Origin of the sequence: Flavitalea plasmicola (assembly GCF_030546645.1) — a bacterium.
Classification (GTDB): domain Bacteria; phylum Bacteroidota; class Bacteroidia; order Chitinophagales; family Chitinophagaceae; genus Puia.
Genome location: NZ_JAUOTO010000002.1, coordinates 287,506 through 303,391 on the forward strand (window position 1 = coordinate 287,506; position 15,886 = coordinate 303,391).

At 52.1% G+C, this 15,886-nt stretch carries 14 protein-coding genes; 7 read left to right on the plus strand and 7 right to left on the minus strand.

Features of this window, described 5'->3' with window-relative positions:
• Positions 1-5: 5 nt before the first annotated feature.
• From Q4E93_RS06625 to Q4E93_RS06635, 3 genes are read right to left on the minus strand one after another with little or no spacing between them, the layout of a single operon-like run.
• On the minus strand, positions 6-455 hold the full coding sequence (locus Q4E93_RS06625) for a DUF1569 domain-containing protein (protein WP_303583619.1): 450 nt from the start codon (positions 453-455) through the stop codon (positions 6-8).
• 3 nt (positions 456-458) lie between these two features.
• Positions 459-866, minus strand: coding sequence for a VOC family protein (locus Q4E93_RS06630; protein WP_303583621.1), 408 nt, complete (start codon positions 864-866; stop codon positions 459-461).
• A gap of 56 nt (positions 867-922) precedes the next feature.
• Positions 923-1,336, minus strand: a complete 414-nt coding sequence (locus Q4E93_RS06635; RefSeq protein ID WP_303583623.1) for a helix-turn-helix domain-containing protein — start codon at positions 1,334-1,336, stop codon at positions 923-925.
• A gap of 150 nt (positions 1,337-1,486) precedes the next feature.
• Here Q4E93_RS06635 and Q4E93_RS06640 point away from each other — a divergent pair, with 150 nt between their 5' ends.
• The 5 genes from Q4E93_RS06640 to Q4E93_RS06660 all read left to right on the plus strand — a co-directional run bounded on the left by Q4E93_RS06640 (position 1,487) and on the right by Q4E93_RS06660 (position 6,042).
• On the plus strand, positions 1,487-2,209 hold the full coding sequence (locus Q4E93_RS06640) for a helix-turn-helix transcriptional regulator (RefSeq protein WP_303583625.1): 723 nt from the start codon (positions 1,487-1,489) through the stop codon (positions 2,207-2,209).
• 13 nt (positions 2,210-2,222) lie between these two features.
• Positions 2,223-3,140 carry an NADP-dependent oxidoreductase gene (locus Q4E93_RS06645; protein ID WP_303583627.1) on the plus strand — a complete coding sequence of 306 codons (918 nt, stop codon included), beginning with the start codon at positions 2,223-2,225 and terminating at the stop codon, positions 3,138-3,140.
• 157 nt (positions 3,141-3,297) lie between these two features.
• Positions 3,298-4,311 carry a manganese catalase family protein gene (locus tag Q4E93_RS06650; RefSeq protein WP_303583629.1) on the plus strand — a complete coding sequence of 338 codons (1,014 nt, stop codon included), beginning with the start codon at positions 3,298-3,300 and terminating at the stop codon, positions 4,309-4,311.
• On the plus strand, positions 4,277-4,981 hold the full coding sequence (locus tag Q4E93_RS06655) for a DsbA family oxidoreductase (RefSeq protein WP_303583631.1): 705 nt from the start codon (positions 4,277-4,279) through the stop codon (positions 4,979-4,981). Before Q4E93_RS06650 ends, Q4E93_RS06655 begins: the two co-directional genes overlap by 35 nt.
• Before the next feature lie 128 nt (positions 4,982-5,109).
• Positions 5,110-6,042, plus strand: coding sequence for a hypothetical protein (locus Q4E93_RS06660; RefSeq protein WP_303583633.1), 933 nt, complete (start codon positions 5,110-5,112; stop codon positions 6,040-6,042).
• A 63-nt stretch (positions 6,043-6,105) separates the two neighbouring features.
• On the opposite strand, the gene Q4E93_RS06665 is transcribed toward Q4E93_RS06660, so the two are convergent.
• The 3 genes from Q4E93_RS06665 to Q4E93_RS06675 form a co-directional block, all read right to left on the minus strand.
• Positions 6,106-7,233, minus strand: a complete 1,128-nt coding sequence (locus tag Q4E93_RS06665; RefSeq protein WP_303583635.1) for a hypothetical protein — start codon at positions 7,231-7,233, stop codon at positions 6,106-6,108.
• Positions 7,234-7,308: 75 nt separating this feature from the next.
• Positions 7,309-7,941: a response regulator gene (locus tag Q4E93_RS06670; RefSeq protein ID WP_303583637.1), complete on the minus strand. Its 633-nt coding sequence runs from the start codon at positions 7,939-7,941 to the stop codon at positions 7,309-7,311.
• The gene (locus Q4E93_RS06675) at positions 7,938-9,917 is read right to left on the minus strand and encodes a tetratricopeptide repeat-containing sensor histidine kinase (protein WP_303583639.1); all 1,980 of its coding nucleotides are present in this window, start codon (positions 9,915-9,917) and stop codon (positions 7,938-7,940) included. Before Q4E93_RS06675 ends, Q4E93_RS06670 begins: the two co-directional genes overlap by 4 nt.
• A 128-nt stretch (positions 9,918-10,045) precedes the next feature.
• Here Q4E93_RS06675 and Q4E93_RS06680 point away from each other — a divergent pair, with 128 nt between their 5' ends.
• Complete coding sequence (locus Q4E93_RS06680; protein WP_303583641.1) at positions 10,046-11,476, plus strand: hypothetical protein; 1,431 nt, start codon at positions 10,046-10,048, stop codon at positions 11,474-11,476.
• Positions 11,477-11,500: 24 nt separating this feature from the next.
• On the plus strand, positions 11,501-13,696 hold the full coding sequence (locus Q4E93_RS06685; RefSeq protein WP_303583643.1) for a tetratricopeptide repeat protein: 2,196 nt from the start codon (positions 11,501-11,503) through the stop codon (positions 13,694-13,696).
• Between the two features lie 17 nt (positions 13,697-13,713).
• On the opposite strand, the gene Q4E93_RS06690 is transcribed toward Q4E93_RS06685, so the two are convergent.
• Entirely contained in the window at positions 13,714-15,882 is a 2,169-nt protein-coding gene (locus Q4E93_RS06690; RefSeq protein WP_303583645.1) for an alpha-galactosidase, read from the minus strand.
• Between the last annotated feature and the right edge of the window lie 4 nt (positions 15,883-15,886).

Genomic DNA, 15,886 nt, shown 5'->3' on the forward strand with positions numbered 1-15,886 from the left:
GTTGGCTAACAATTGAACTGACGGAGATGATGGTCCATATGCTTGTAGCTGAGGCGCCCAACCTGTTCCTTTGTCATCCTTCCAAAAAAGGGATGCAGGAAGTCCTGGTTCGGAAGCCGGCAAAATTCTTCCATCAGGGCGATCCATTTCTCTTTTCCTGAAGCTATGTCACCTGAAAAGTTCTCTTTTACCCTGATCTCGGGGCTTGTAGGCATATTCTGCCTGATTGGGCTTTCATCCTTTATAAGGCTTTTCAAAGCTACTCTGCCGAACAGAAGGCCAAGAAATGATCTTTTGCATTTTATCCGGCCCAAGATCATTTCTTCATACCGGATGCAATGATCCACCATCTGCCCGATGTTCATTTTGCCCCATTGGGCCGTGCAGCTTTCGTTAAGCGTATTGATCCTGCGGATCAGCTCATCTCTCGTTATTTTGTCCAATATCGTTTTCATGGGTTAATTGATTTGCGCGAGCGAAAACCAGTTGCCGGAGTCATCGTTGAATATAGCTTCCGTGCCATAAAACTCTTTTGTGGGGGCCTTGGTAAATTTCACGCCTTTTTCTTTTAGCTCTTCATATGTTGCAAAGATGTCGTGGCATGTAAAGACGGCTATGCCGAAAGTCCCTTTTTTCACCAGTTCTCTCAAGGTATCCGCGACCTCTTTAGACAAATTACTCTTTGCAACCGGGTATAATACGATCTCGAAGCCCGGCTGTTCCGGTGGGGAAACGGTAAGCCAGCGACCATCCTTGCCCATTGGGACGTCTGTAACAACTTTAAATCCGAGCTTGTTCGTGTAAAAGTCGAAGGCGCTCTCCTGGTCGAGAACGTATACTGTCGTATGGGTCATTTTAGTTATCATGTCCTGTGTTTTTGATTGTATAGCAAAGGACGATGAAAAACTGAAATCCCGTTTCTCTAAAATTGCGATTTTTTCAGCCAGCCGTTCTTTTCGGCAAAACAGCCTGGTATGAAGGTCAGGGGAGATTCAGCCATTTGCGCCCTTAGCCTTTGCTGCAGGGCTACATAGCTGGACGGTGTCATGCCGGCAATCCGTCGGAAAAGTACGCTGAATGAACCCAAACTTTCAAATCCTACCGCGAGGCAGACGGTTGAAACGGGAGTACCTGCATTCAGCAACTCTTTTGCTTTCTGGATCCTTACGGAGATCAGATACTGATGGGGCGTCTTGTTGTATATATTTTTGAACTGTTTGATGAAGTGAAATTTGGAAAAGCAGGCTTCGTCCGCAATATTGTCCAGATCGATAGGCTCAGCATAGTGCGTATCGATGAAAAGCTTTGCCTGGACCAGGCGTCTGTATAAATACATTTTTGGGTATTGCGGGCCTTCCATAACAGATGTTACAAATGTATGTAATTTTTTATCCCGCATTGTCCAATTTACAGGGGCCCGATTGTCATTATGTAAAATTAAGCTGAAGGGTCCTTGTATTTGGCAAACGTATATCTTTGCTGTGATATGATCTCTTTTCTCGCCCGCCATTCTGTAGTCGATGTCCATTATCATCAATGCTTCCAGGTCGTTGTCAGTCTCAGGAACGCCTTTGACAGCATCATAGATGGCATAGCACACCAGGGGCTTGCTGGTTTTATCGTGAACCAGCACATCACCCACTCCTGCCAGGCACAGGACACCGAAGCGCTGGTGTATTTTATCGATTCGGAAAGCCACCAGGGCTGGCAGTTAAAGAACCTGCTGGACGGCAAACCCTTTATCCCGATCGACACCATACCCCTGGTGACGGATACGAACATGGCCCGTTTTGCGGAGTCCCTGCTCAACCAGCTGCTGCCGGGATTCTTCTCCCAACGCCCTATCGACGACCGGATCAGGGAAACGCTGACATATATTGATTGCCGTCTGGATGATCGGCTCGAACTGGATGAGGTCGCGGGCCGGGTCTTTCTGTCGGCAGAGCGATTCCGGCACCTGTTCGCGCAAGAGACCGGGATACCTTTTTCGCAATATGTTCTCTGGAAACGCATCAAGCAGGTGATCTTCCAGGTGCTGCAGCATGGCCTGTCCATGTCCACCGCCTCTATTCAAAACGGCTTTACCGACCAGGCCCACTTTACCCGGATCTTCCGCCGGACCTTTGGGGTCTCCGCCAAACAGCTGCTTAAGAACAGCCGCTACGTACAATTCCTTACCCCCTATGTGGAAGTAGCTTTGCCTTCATAAAACAAGTGTAATTATGAAAGCAATACAAATCCCTCATTATGGTGGGGCCGACGTGCTCCAGTTCGTCGACCTTGGCCGTCCTGTTCCCCAGGATGGAGAAGTTCTCATACAAGTAAAAGCCGCCTCGCTGAATCCAGTAGACAGTAAGATTAGGAACGGTTATTTAAAAGACATCATACCCCTGCCCCTACCCCTGGTGCCCGGCTGGGAGGCCGCCGGGGTGGTAGCAGAAAGCCGGCTTAAGGGTTTCAATTCCGGAGACGAAGTCGTTACCCGCGTGCCTTTTCAGCGCGGAGGGGCTTATGCCGAATATATGATCGCGGGGGATGGAGAGGTCGTGCTCAAACCCAGGGAATTGTCCTTCGTTGAAGCTGCCACATTACCCATCGTGGCTGGCGCCGCCTATACCCTCTTGCACAAAATGGCTCAGGTCAAAGCCGGGGACCGAGTCTTTTTGTTGGGCGCGGGCGGCTCCGTTGGCTTATATGCCGTGCAAATGGCCAAAGCATTAGGCGCGACCGTTATAGGCACCGCTACGGGTGAGGACGTTGACATACTTCTCAGCCTGGGAATCGACCAGGTCGTGGATTATACCGTTCCCGGCTACCTGGATACCGTCCGTGACATCGACCTGGCGCTTGATTTTGTCGGAGGTCCGTCGCAGGAAGCATTGATGTCCGTCGTCAGGAAAAACGGACTTCTACTTTCCACCGTCAACCCACCGAATGCCGACAAGGCCGCCGCCGCTGGCATACGCGCCTCCTTTGCCATGACTAACCTGGATCGGGGCGTGATGGAAGAGGTGCTCCATTTGGCGGCCCGGGGTGAGATCAAGGGCCGGATCGGGAAAGTTCTGCCGCTGGCTCAAGCTGCGGAAGCGCAGCGATTGATGGACGAGCGCGCCGTGGGAGGCAAGATCGTACTTGCATAGCCAGGGAAATGGGATCCTTTTCCTGAGCACGAAGGCCCCTCAACGAATGTTGAGGGGTTTTTTGTCACTTCGCCTTCCTGGGGGATGTATTCGGCGGCGGCATGATTTTTTAAGTAAGATAGTCAGGTATCTTTTTTCACCTATCAATTCCTAATACATGTTTTACCACGTCAAAGACCTGCAATTCAACGCGCGCGTCTCAAAACCGGACCCAGCGTTTGCTACGCTCCTATTAGAACAATTCGGCGGAGCCAATGGAGAGTTAGCCGCGGCCCTGCGCTATTTTGGCCAGGCTTTCGGAGCCAAAAATCCTTACCCCGACAAATATGATCTGTTGATGGACATTGCCACTGAAGAATTCAGCCATCTTGAGATCGTTGGCGCCACCATCCAAATGTTGCTTACCGGCATCAATGGCGACCTGAAGAATGCGGCTGAAAGTTCTGAGATCATGAAGCTTATGAAAGGTAAGGCCGCCAAGGAAGAAGTGATTCACCAGGGCATGGTCGCTCCACAGTTCCTGATAGGCAGCGCCGGCGGTCCCTGCTATACGAATTCCCAGGGCGTACCCTGGACAGCTGCCTATATCAACGGCGACGCCACGGGCGAACTGACGGCTGACCTGCGTTCGAACATAGCCGCCGAATCACGGGCCAAAATGGTTTATGAATACCTGCTTCAGTTTACCGAGGATCCCTATGTCAAGGAAACTTTACGCTTTCTCATGACCCGTGAGGTTGCCCACTTCCAGATGTTCGAAGCAGCGTTGGAGACAATACACCCCAACTTTCCCCCTGGCGTGCTGCAAAGCGATCCCAAATTCAGCAATGCTTATTTCAATATGTCCAGCGGCAATGACTTCACCGGGCCGTGGAATGAGGGGAAATCTACCCAATTTGGAGAAACGATCCAGTATATCGACGACCCGATCAATTATGTTCTGGAAACAAATGGCTTACTTACCCATGAAGCAAAAGGCACTGACCGCACCGAAGATGCTGTTCAGAAAGTCAATCAACAATTAAGTAAGTTGAAAAGCCAGGAAGTAAATGGTTCTACGCCTTCAGGTGTCCAGCAATGGAACAACCCTTTACCAGAGACGGCAACAGGCGCGAAGGAAACCGAAATACCCGCTGATGGCAAAAGAAAAGGCAGAAAGGTTACAAAATAGCCAATCGTCAAATAATCATATCCAGCAAACGGACGGTGTAGAGATCACTTTCTATACCGATCCGCTTTGTTGCTGGAGTTGGGCGATGCGGCCTCAATTTCGCGCATTACTGGAAAATTTTGCAGACCTATCTGTCACGTATAAGATGGCGGGTCTCCTGCCATCCTGGAACAACTTCTCTGATTCCGTCAACTCTATACAAAAACCTGTCCATATGGGCCCTGAGTGGATGCACGCAAAGGAACGATCAGGCGCCAACATAGATCCGGGCATATGGATGTCAGACCCACCTGCGTCCTCTTTCCCTGCGTGTATCGCCGTAAAATGCGCGGAGCTTCAATCGAAAGAAGCATCTGCTCACTACCTTCACTTTTTGCAGGAGGCCGTAATGGTGAAAAATAAAAATATCGCCCGAACCGAAATGCTGTTGGAAGTTGCCCATTCTCTACCGGCACAGTTCCCATCTTTCAATCTTCTTACTTTCCGTGAGGACCTCCTGGGGCAAAGAGGTAAAGACGCATTCAGACTCGACTGGCAGGAAGTCAAATACAAAGCAATTACCCGCCTTCCTACACTGGTCTTCAGGTCGGATAATCGTGTTCCGATCCTTCTTAGCGGTTACCAATCCTACGACTCCCTGGAAAGAACAGTTGCTTCCTTCTCCATTTAGCGGGATTATTTCAATTAAGAGGGCATAAATCATTGATATACAGGCGAGACCCACCCTATTGCATCTCATCTCTTTTTATTATACTTTCGCGGTGATTTCACTGTAATCACACACCCCAAACAAAACCAATGAAAAAGCTCATTATTCTCATGACGGCAGCAATGCCCTTATTCTATGCATGTAAAAAATCCAATGGCGGCGATCCTGGTAAAGACCCTGATCAATCGGCTGCGGCAAAAAAGCTTCAAAAGGACGTGACCGGCAAATGGCTGATGGGCAATATCTCCCTGACAAGCCCCAACGCTTTCCATAATGGCATAGTAACGCGCACCACCTCGTTTAGCCATATTGGCCAAAAAACGCGCAGGGGACACGGTAATGTAACAGTCAACGGGTTAGACGACCCGGGGACAGGGGGAACCAACACCGGGTATATTGAATTCCTGAGCGACAGCACCTACATCATCTATGACGCCGAAGGGCATCTATTCCAGGGTAAGTTCAATGCTGTGGCGGGAGACTCTATATCCCTGGGTAAATTTGGATCCCTGGGAGGCATTAAGCTGGCCGACAATAAGCTGGATTTCAAGCTGTATTATGCAGCCGGCGCCAAAACCGTTGTCATTTCCGGCAATAAAGCGCCTGCGATAGCCGCTGATTCCCGGACTGCGCTTCTGTGTCGTTCCTGGTATCTTACGAGCGCGGATTACGGCGGCTCGATCATCGGTTCGACTGATGAATACTACGATGAGTCGACCCAACAATATGTAAGTTTTACCGTCGATAGCCTGTCGTTCGTCATTACTACCTCCGGAACCTATATTGTCCAGGAATTTGAAAAAGGGATCGTGAAGGTCGCCGATGTAGCCAACTGGAAGTGGCATTCCTCCATTGCTAACCGTTTCGTTTATTATTGGGATGATCAGCCTGTGAACGAAGATGTAGATTATATAGTGATACGGGAAAACACCACGGCGGTGTTGAAACTTTCAGAATTTTACGATGACAATGGAGACAATATCATCGATGAATTTAAATATACGCTTTTGCCAGCCAATTAATTAAGGATCTCATCCCGCGATCATGACAGGCACAAGGCCCCCTCAACTAAGCTGAGGGGGCTTTTAGTTGCCCAACAGGGGCCTTAATTTTTCTGTGAGAAGGTCGACCATTTTTATCCTTTCCAGTTCCGCGACAAAATCTTCATCGGCATATCTCTTTCCGCCCTTGTTGCCCTTTTTACTATATTGACAGTCGAAATTGATGTAGAAAATTTGCGGTGTCGACCTGGGGACGCCGGCCGTATAATAGGTAAGATCGGGAACGATGACGAAGTCATGCCGGTTGCCGGGATCGTTATTGTCCAGGAACTCGCCATTTTCCTCTCCGCTGAAAGCGGGGCGGGATAATTCTTCCGCCGTGTGTGCGGCCAACAGACGGTTGATCTTATCAATATAGCCCTGCAGTTGCACTATATGGTGTTCCTCAAACTCTACATCGGCGTTGTTGCCGGTGGTCTTCGCCAATACCTCCATTTTTTCCTTAACAACTTTGGCGCGATCGATCGAATTGCTATACTGGAGTTTCCATTTCTCGTAGTATTCCTTTTTGGGCATCAAAAGAAATGGCAACCGGCCGCCCTTTGTCAACAGGCGATGGTTATTGGTGAAATGGTCTTCAGCGTCAGGCTGGGCGCTTTGATGGTTTTTCCTGTACGTAAAATAGCCATTCTTTCGCACCGGAAGTTCACTTATAAAACCATATTTGTCCGTCTCGGGATCTTGTTGCAAAGGATTTCCATACTGGTCGACCGGGCTGATGAAGAAGGTCCTGTTAAATTCAAAAGGTATCTCATTGACGGAAACCTCCAGTCTGTCTACGTAGTCTTCCCTGTTTATTTTGCCGTTGTTGCAAAAATAATGCTGGAAAAAAATAAAGGTCTTATAGGTGTTGCCGAGTTTTCTTACGGGTGCCGGCCTGTAATCCAGTCCCCTGATGCTGTACGCATTTCCCGCAGTGATATCGCCTCCCACGGGCCGCCAGGTCAGGTGGCCGCGAATGAATTGAGCGATGCTATCCAGCAGCACTTTTTCCCTTGCCATGTCCGCCGCGCTATGGTCGCAATCCCCTTTCATGGCGGCCCGCCAGCTGCCCGGCAAACTGGCGACGTTCTCATCAGTGCATTGTTGGGCATGGCCCTTGTTGAGCATAAGCATACAGAGCTGCAGGATCAAGATATTTTTGATGTGCATAGGGGCAATTTTATACAAACGTATTCCTATACCGGCAGTCCGGCAATCCCCAAAAACGGGGAGAGATGCGGAGGTTCATTTATCCAGCGAGACGAGTTGATTCAGGAAGGCAAGCCGGATCAGATCGGCGGTGTTGCGGGCATTGAGCTTTGTCAGGAGGCTTTTGCGATAGGTGTCGACGGTATGTGCACTGATACCCAGTTGTTGAGCGATCTCCCCGCTGGTGAAGCCTTTCGTGATCAATTGGAGAACTTCTCTTTCCCGCCGGCCGATGAGAAACTGGCCCGCGGGGAGTTTTTTTGCCGAACTAAGGGTTTTGGCCGCTTCGAAGGCAAGATAGGTCTTGCCGCTGTATACGGTGTGAATGGCTTCGGTGAGCTCCTGTTGCGTTGCGTTCTTCAGGATATAGCCGGAGGCGCCGTTGTCGATCATTTTCCGGATATAGCTTTCCTGGTTGAAGGTACTGAGCCCGAGTATGAAGACGCCCGGGTATTTTTGCCGCAGCTCCAGGCAGAGGTCGATGCCATTGCCATCGGGAAGATTGATGTCCAGCAAAAGGACATCCGGCTGCTGCCGGGCGAGGAAAGCCTTGCAGGAGGCTACGGTGGAGGCAGAACCGACGAATTCGATGTCCTTCTCGTTATGAAGCAGGGAGCGAATGCCTTCCGCCACCATGTGATGATCGTCTGTGATGAATACTTTTATCATTTGGAGAGGTTGATTTCGACATTGATGGAGGCGCCTTTTCCGGCTTGGGATTGTATCTCGTATTTTCCTTTCAGGTATTCGATGCGGGAGCGGATATTCTGCCAACCCATCCCTGGCGATCTCTCGAAGGTTGGATTGTCGAACCCCTTGCCATTGTCCTCGACATTGATGACCAGCCTGCTCCCTTCGTGCAGGAGTTGTACCAGGGCCTGGGAGGCGCCGGAATGTTTTATGATGTTGTTCGTCAGCTCCTGGATGATGCGGTAAACGGCGATGGCGTCGGACTGTGGGATATCGGCATTCTCCATGCCTATGGACTGGTAAACCAGGGTCACGGCCCCGGATTTATTGATCTCGGTGCAATAGTCATTGATCGCCGTATCCAGCCCGAACCGGATGAGCGCCTCGGGCATCATGTTCTGCGCCACCCGGCGCATTTCCTTGATGGAGCTGTCCAGCATGTCCATCCCCCGCTGGAAGGCCAGGTGGTTGTCGGCGGTCATGATCAGGCTACCTTCCATGGACTGCAGAGAATATTTTGCGCCCGAGAGCATCCCGCTGAGGCCGTCGTGGAGGTCTTTTGCAAGCCGGGCCCGCTCCTGTTCCTCTCCTTTCAGCACGGCTTCGGTCGCGGTTAATTTTTTTTCTGTCTCCAGTTCATTGATACGCTGTTGCTGGAGTCGTTGTTTTTGGCGATGGTTACGGTACAGCAGCGCCCCGAGCAAGAGCAGCAGCGCACCGGCCGAGACGAGTATGGCGTTCCACACGTTCTTTTGCTGCAGTTCCAATTGCTGAACATGTTGTTCAGCCTGCAGCGTTCTTATCTCCTGCTCCTTTTTATCAGTCTCGTATTTCGTCTGCAAGTCGAGCGTGAACTTCTTTTTCTCCGTGCCGACGAGAGAATCGGTCAGCGCGTGAAAAGTTTTATAGTACTGGTAGGCATCCTTGTACCGACCGGTCTCCGAATAGAGCCGGGCAAGGCTTTCATAAGCCTCTTTTTCGAACAATACGATGCTGTCTTTCAGAGCAGCTTCGAGCGCTTTATCCAGGTATTGCTCGCCGGGCCGGTATTTCTTTTCCAGGAGGTAGACATACCCAAGTTTTACCAGGGCCTGCGTTATATTCCAGGGGGAATTACCCCGGCTGGCCCGATCGTAGCTGATCTTGAAATAGTGAATGGCGCTGTCGTATCTCCTGAGGCCCTGGTAGGTGGAGGCCTTTGTCATGAAGTAGGTTTGCCGCTCGTTGAATTCCCAATTCTCGCTGAAATATTGTCCTGCACTGTCGAGATATCTCAAGGCATCGGCATATTCCGCGGTTTCGGAATAGTAATGACCTTTGAACAGAAAGCCCTGGAAAAGATATTTCGGCTTATTCAATTCTTTCGCGAGGGACAGGGCCCGGTCGACATAGACCTTTTGATCCGGCAATTGGCCAAGATTCTGGAAGAGTGCTGAAAGATTGAGGTAAGTGGCCAACAGGCTTTTCTTGATCCCGTACTTCTCACCCAAAGCCACGGACTTGAAATAATATTCTGCCGCCTTTCGGGTGTCATTCCTGTTCTTATAAAGATTGCCGTAGTCACAATATACGCCCGCCAATTCCTTCGCGACGGCCCCTTCCGGAAGCCGGCTGAAGATCGCATAGGCCTTGTCCAGGTTGTCCTGCACCTGCTGGTATTGTCCATGGACGGAATACAGGATATTCTCGTAGCTGTAGGACAGGCCCTTGTAGAAGGGCAGCCCCTTCTTGTCCGCCAGTTGGCGGGCTTCCGCATATTTTTCGTGTGCTTTGCCGGCATCCACCTGCTCATAATACATGGCCAGCCGGATCATGTCCTTCAGCCGCATCGAATCGGGAAGCGGCGTTCGCAACAATTTTTCGATGCTGTCTGCCAGCGGCTGCTGCGCAGACACGGGCCTGTTAAGAGCCAGGGCAAAAATGAGAAGAAGGTTCAGGATGCGCAGGGGCTTCATGTAATGAAGATAATATTAATCCAACAAAAGTACCTATCCGGCAGAAACAGGCACTCCCGGATTTTAGGGATTGTCTGCTTTCGGGCATCGGGCTATGTTTGTGCAACCTTGGCAACAATAACACGCTTATGCACTATCTTCTTAAGAAGCTGCTGGCCGCCAGCAGCCTGATGTTGGGACTGGGATATGGGGTCCTCGGCCAAAAAGCCAGTTTCGATCTTGCCAGTTTCACTCCGCCCGCCGGTTGGCAGACCAACGATCTGGGTGGCGCAGTAACTTACACTACCACGGACACGTCGAAGGGCACACTGTGCATCCTTACGCTTTACAGGAGTACAGACGGCAGCGGCAATGCCGATACGGATTTCAGCCGGGAATGGAACAGTAAGATGATCACTCCGTTCGGGACTTCCGCCGGCCCCAAGATCCGAAAGGTGGCCGCAAAGAACGGCTGGGAATCCCGGATCGGGGTAGATACCTTTTCGAAGAATGGGATCCATTATCTCGGAATCCTTTCCGTGATGAGCGGCTACCACAAGGCCATGGACATGCTGGTCATCACCAACCGCAAAGAATATCTTACCACCTTAGACAACTTCTATTCGAGCATCGAGATGCAACGACCTACGGCGACGGGTCCGGCCAACGCGACGGCCGGCGCCGGTACAGTGATAACGGGATCTACTGTTGCCGGCGTTTCCGTTGCCACCGGCGATCTGAACGCCATCCGCTGTAGCCTGCCAAAAGGATGGACAGAGGGCAGGACCAGCGGCGGGCTTATTACCGCTGCCTCTCCCCTGTTGGAATGCACCGGCCAAAGCTACTACACGCTCTATGTAAACGGGGTGATCGACTATGACGGAGATCTGCAGGAGTTGGGCGGGAAGATCCATAAAAGCTATTTCTACCAGCCGGACCCTGTCTTCCAATACCCGGAGGCGGGGCGAAGGGTGGTAAAAGGCATCGATGAGCAGGGGCGGGAATTTCTTTCCTATGAGGCTCCTTCCTGTGTATTCAAGACGGATAACAGCTGGCATTACGGGTATGTATATCTGCTTCGGAGCGGCGGCCGGGTAGCCTCGTTCATGCTGGAGCTGCGGCCACAGAACAGGGACCGTTTTGGCTCGCCCAGCGCGATGACCTTGTATTTCCTGTACGGCTGCAATGCCGTGCGGAGTGCCTGGAACAAGTTTGCGGGCTCTATTGCCTTTGTCAACCCCGGTCCCAGGGCCGTGTATGATCCGGCCGATCTTACCGGCAGATGGGAATGCCGGGTCACCCTCGGCGCCTCGATCTGGGGGTATGTAAGTGATCTACCCCTCCAGAAATACCATTTTGGGGAAGACGGCCGCTGGCAATCCGAGAAGATGATCACCCAGAACAATTTTGGCAAGTACAGGGTCAGTGACGACAAACTCGTGATCACTGACGGCGCCGGAAAGACGATCAGCTACCGCTTCAAGCTGGAAAGGGTGTTTGAATACAATAACTGGAGCCGCCACATCACGCTTTATGACAGCAACGGAACGGAAACCCAACTGGTCTATGAAGGCGACTAAACTCACCATTTAAAATAAGTTGACATGAAAAAGACACCCTTGATCCTGTATTTTATCTCGCTGGGATGGGCAGTCACCGCGCAGCAGCCGTCGCAAAAAGAAATCGACAAAGCGATGGCGGAGTACACCAGGACTATGAAGGACCCCAACGCCAAAAAAACCCTGGATAGCATGGGTATCAAGATGCCCAGCTCCCAGGGAATTATGAGTCAATACGATTTTGCGGCCAAACACACGTCGCAGCAGCAGATGAATGCGATCCTGGGTGTCGAAACGATCCCCGCGCGGGATGCCGCGCGGATCGCGACCTTGCCGAAGGGGGTCCTATCGGATGCGCAGCTGAAGGTTTTTGTCCAGGGGGTTCGTACGGCCATCGGCACGCAGATCGGCGCTCCGGCCAGGCAGCTTGCGGATGAACTGGTGCAGAACGCCAGTAAGCAGCACAAGGGCGCGGAATATCTGGCCAGCATGGCCAATGGCCTATGGATGAGCGGGCACGCGGAGGTGGCGCTGGAGCTGATGGGGCGGGCGGTAGCGGCCAATCCCGCGGATGCGGATAATCTCAACAGTTATGCCGTATTCCTTTCCGCGTTGGGCGGGCAGCAGCTGGCCCTTCCTATCCTGCAGAAGCTGAACCGGGACTATCCGGGCAACAGCACCGTGCTCAACAACATCGGGCAGGCCTGGTTTGGGCTTGGGGATATGACGATGTCGAAAAAATACCTCGACAGCGCGATCCATTTCTTCGGAATGCATTCGCAGGCCAATTACACGGAGGGGGTGATCGAGGAGTCTAAAGGCAATAAGCAGGCGGCTATCGACTGTCTGACCAAGTCGCTGCAAAACGGGTATAACCCGGCAAAGGCAAACCGGCTGAGCAAACTGAAAGGTGGGTTGAGTAACGGCGATATCGGCTGGAATTTGCCCAAGCCGGCCGATGCGCTGGGGCTGGAGAAGCTGGTTAGCCAGCGGCCGCCGTTTTATTTCACAGTGGACGCCAGCCAATCCCTTTTCCCGCAATGGGCCGCCTTCCGGCAATCCTGTATCCAAAAGAACCTCGAAATGCAGACGGAAGCGACCAAACGGGCCCTTGCGGTGCAGAACAAAATGATGAAGCAGCTGTCTTCGGGAAGACCGGGGGCCGGCGGGTCGGGGTCAGCGGGGAATATCTTCATCGCCCGCAAGGCGCGGGAGATGTTGTCTATCGTAAGCAGGGAAGAAGCAGATTTCAATCAGCGTATGGAGGATAAGTCCAGGAAGCAACTGGCCGACCTGCGGGCGAAATTCCTCGAGACATCCGCTGCGATCAGGAAGATCAACGACAAGTACACGCGGAAGCGGCAGGAGCAGGACTCCGCGGACGGCAACAAATATGATAAAACGGAAGGCGATGACAGCCATTCGGTGCAATTGCTCAGGCAATATAACGAGCGGGCCTGTGGTGAGGCGAAGAAGCTGGTGGAAGAATATTACAATCATTACAATCGTATCCTCGACGATCTGGGGCATGAGTGGGTGAGCCGGGAGCTGTACTATACCAATGAGATCGTCTATTACAGCAAATATTCCATCCTGGATGACAATGAATACCAGTTGGCGAAGCTGGGCGCCGTTTCCCATTTCATCAACCTGCTGGGAATAGGAGGGGACGCGTCGCCAGTGGATTTTTACCCTGGGGCTACCGGCTATATGGGTCATGGACTTCTTTGCAAGACACCGGAAGAGCAACAAGGCTCTATGAAATTAAAGGACTTCGATGAGGTGAACTGCAACAGCCATGTCTCGATGAGCATCCCGGGCGTCGTATCGTCAAAATGGGATTGTAATACCGAGACGGACGAATGGTCGATCGGTCCGACGAGTGGGAAATACAAGGAGAACCTGAACACCGGGCAGTTCACGGTACATGGGGAACTGGGATATAATACGAAAATCGGTTCCGTGTCGGCCGGGCCGCTGAAAGCGGGGGCATCGGCGGGCGCCGGGGTTTTCGTGGAAGCCAACAATACCGGGGTGACGGATGTGGGAGCGACCGCGCATGGCGAGGTGAAGGTGGGCGCCAATGTGGATATCCCGCTGGGCCAGGGTAGCAACGGCAAGGAGGATTCGCAGTCGGTGGGTAAGTCGGTGACTGTCGCCGGCGCCGAAGTCCGCGTAGGATGGAACTCGGGACCGTCCCTGACAGGGAAAGGCGCATTGTCGGGTATTTCGATAAAATGATGACCGGGACATCGGAATTATTTAACGACAAACCAAGCATAACTTTCCGGCGCGATAGAGAAATTAAATGCGATGGTACGGTCATTTTGCAGCGCATACCGGATCATTTTGCCTTTGCTGTCGTAAATGTCAGCCCTTTGCCGGAGGCCTGTGTAATACAATGGCAATTGGATCGTCCGATCTATCTTTTCTTTTGTGGGGTTATACAGCATGATAAAGCCTTTCTCTTTAAGAGCGGGATTCACATGTATGAAGCCGTCCCAGTCCCGTCCATCCGCCCGGCGGAGATGGATCATGTCCGAATTTAAAATGGCCCTATGCGCTTTGTACCATTTTATCATATCCGACACGACCCTTTTCGTGGAGTCTGTGTCGAATAACCTCGGGCCCCGGTAGCACGCCTGAACGCCGGCGCCGTAATATTGAGCCATTAATTGCCTGTAGGTATCCAGGTGTTCATGGAGTGGCTCCAGCACGGCCTCGGGGCCTCCCCCCTGGTATTTCGTCAATGGGACAAAGCCCCAGCTCATGGCCCCCGACTTTTCCTGGGTGCCGTCATAGATATTTTGCCTGTTGAGGATCAGCTGCTGTTCCCTGGGTAAGGAAAAATTCACTTCCCTGTAACCGATGGCGATCTTGTTGGTGCCGTCGAGGAAATACCAGTCGGGGGCGTTGATATAAATTCCCCGCCCGTTGAGCCAGTGATACAGTTCCTTTTGAATTTCCATCTGGCGCCATTGGGAATCTTCCAGCCCTTTGTGTCCCGGATGGCTGGTGGAAGCGCAGACGTCGCCGGGATAGGGACCATCGTTCTCCCAAATGTCAAATCCCGTACGCCCGAAGAAGATCTTTATCTTGTCCCGGTAAGCAAGGCCCCATTTACTGCCAAAGCAAGGCGCATTGCCGAAAAAAGCGCCTCCGGGTCTTCCTGTTTTGGGATCGATGACATCGTCCTCGTCGCTGATGCGGCGGCTGCTGAACAGCGAGTATCCCCCTATCAGGATGCCTTTGCGGTGCGCGTATTCGGCGAGGGCACTCCATTTTGCCAGATTGGCGGCACTGCTGTCCTCCATGTTCAGATGGCTTCCAAAACTCAGGATCACTGCTTCATACCCGGTGGCTGCGCATTGATCGACGGCCTGTCGTACATCTGCGTCGGTGGTGCTGACCAGGTGCATGAATATGGGATTCTGGGTCGTCCAGGGGGCAACGGTCCGGTACATCCGCCGGATCATCAGTCCTCTTCGCTGTCTGTCATAACTATCCATCAGCAGCTCGTGGGTGCGCACGGAGGAAAATTTTTCGCCGGGAGCCAATGAAATGCCGGGCGCCTTCTCGGGATATACTTCCAGGAGGCAGGGTGTCTGGAAGTCATAATTCACCTGTGAAGTGTATGCTGCATCCGTCTTCCAATGCGTGGTCTGGTCGCTTATGTCATATCGCATGGCATTATTGAACGCGTAGTTGGTCTCCACGTAAATGCCATGCTGCTTTTTCATTTCTTCGGGTTTCCCGACCACGGCGCTTTCCTCCTCCACCAGACCCAGCACCTCATTCGTCACCCTGTCGATCTTAACAGGGCGCTGGCCCGCGTTCTCCAGGGAAACCCATTTTACGATGAGCGGGATGCCATCATACAATTCATAATGGACAAATACGCGAAGGCCTTTGAAGGACGGCAGGGTTGAAGCATATTCGAATGAAATGGCCTTTCCCGTCGCGGGCCGGGTATCAGGAGCCCAGGTCTTTCGCCGCCACTTCAGGAATGGCTCCAGATCACTGATGGCATACTGCACGAATTGAAAATCTTCTTTCCCTGCCGTCAGGCTGTCCACCCAGGAGAGGAGCAGGTAGGCGTTTTCCCGCTGTCCTTCCAGGCCTCCGACGTTATATGCCTTTCCATCCAGGACCAGCCTTGCTTCGGGCTTCACCGAGCGCAAGAGCTGCTGCCCGCTGGTGAGGTTGACATAGTCGATACAGGCGACATTCGGCGCGAGCCGTAAGACCCTTCGCAAAAGCCCGTTCTCCAGGACCACGTCCTTCCCTATTTGGCGGATAGCCGCCTTGTACCGGATCGTATCCACCAGCCAGTCAGCACCGGAGTGAACGCCGGAAACGTAAGACTGGCAAGGCGCCAGGGATACATGCATCAGATGAAAAAGCGCGGCTAAGATAACAGCTCTCATAAAG

Coding starts and splice junctions, on each gene's coding strand:
- Q4E93_RS06625 (WP_303583619.1), bottom strand. CDS start 455: ATGAAAACGATATTGGACAAAATAACGAGAGATGAGCTGATCCGCAGG.
- Q4E93_RS06630 (WP_303583621.1), bottom strand. CDS start 866: ATGATAACTAAAATGACCCATACGACAGTATACGTTCTCGACCAGGAG.
- Q4E93_RS06635 (WP_303583623.1), bottom strand. CDS start 1,336: ATGTATTTATACAGACGCCTGGTCCAGGCAAAGCTTTTCATCGATACG.
- Q4E93_RS06640 (WP_303583625.1), top strand. CDS start 1,487: ATGATCTCTTTTCTCGCCCGCCATTCTGTAGTCGATGTCCATTATCAT.
- Q4E93_RS06645 (WP_303583627.1), top strand. CDS start 2,223: ATGAAAGCAATACAAATCCCTCATTATGGTGGGGCCGACGTGCTCCAG.
- Q4E93_RS06650 (WP_303583629.1), top strand. CDS start 3,298: ATGTTTTACCACGTCAAAGACCTGCAATTCAACGCGCGCGTCTCAAAA.
- Q4E93_RS06655 (WP_303583631.1), top strand. CDS start 4,277: ATGGCAAAAGAAAAGGCAGAAAGGTTACAAAATAGCCAATCGTCAAAT.
- Q4E93_RS06660 (WP_303583633.1), top strand. CDS start 5,110: ATGAAAAAGCTCATTATTCTCATGACGGCAGCAATGCCCTTATTCTAT.
- Q4E93_RS06665 (WP_303583635.1), bottom strand. CDS start 7,233: ATGCACATCAAAAATATCTTGATCCTGCAGCTCTGTATGCTTATGCTC.
- Q4E93_RS06670 (WP_303583637.1), bottom strand. CDS start 7,941: ATGATAAAAGTATTCATCACAGACGATCATCACATGGTGGCGGAAGGC.
- Q4E93_RS06675 (WP_303583639.1), bottom strand. CDS start 9,917: ATGAAGCCCCTGCGCATCCTGAACCTTCTTCTCATTTTTGCCCTGGCT.
- Q4E93_RS06680 (WP_303583641.1), top strand. CDS start 10,046: ATGCACTATCTTCTTAAGAAGCTGCTGGCCGCCAGCAGCCTGATGTTG.
- Q4E93_RS06685 (WP_303583643.1), top strand. CDS start 11,501: ATGAAAAAGACACCCTTGATCCTGTATTTTATCTCGCTGGGATGGGCA.
- Q4E93_RS06690 (WP_303583645.1), bottom strand. CDS start 15,882: ATGAGAGCTGTTATCTTAGCCGCGCTTTTTCATCTGATGCATGTATCC.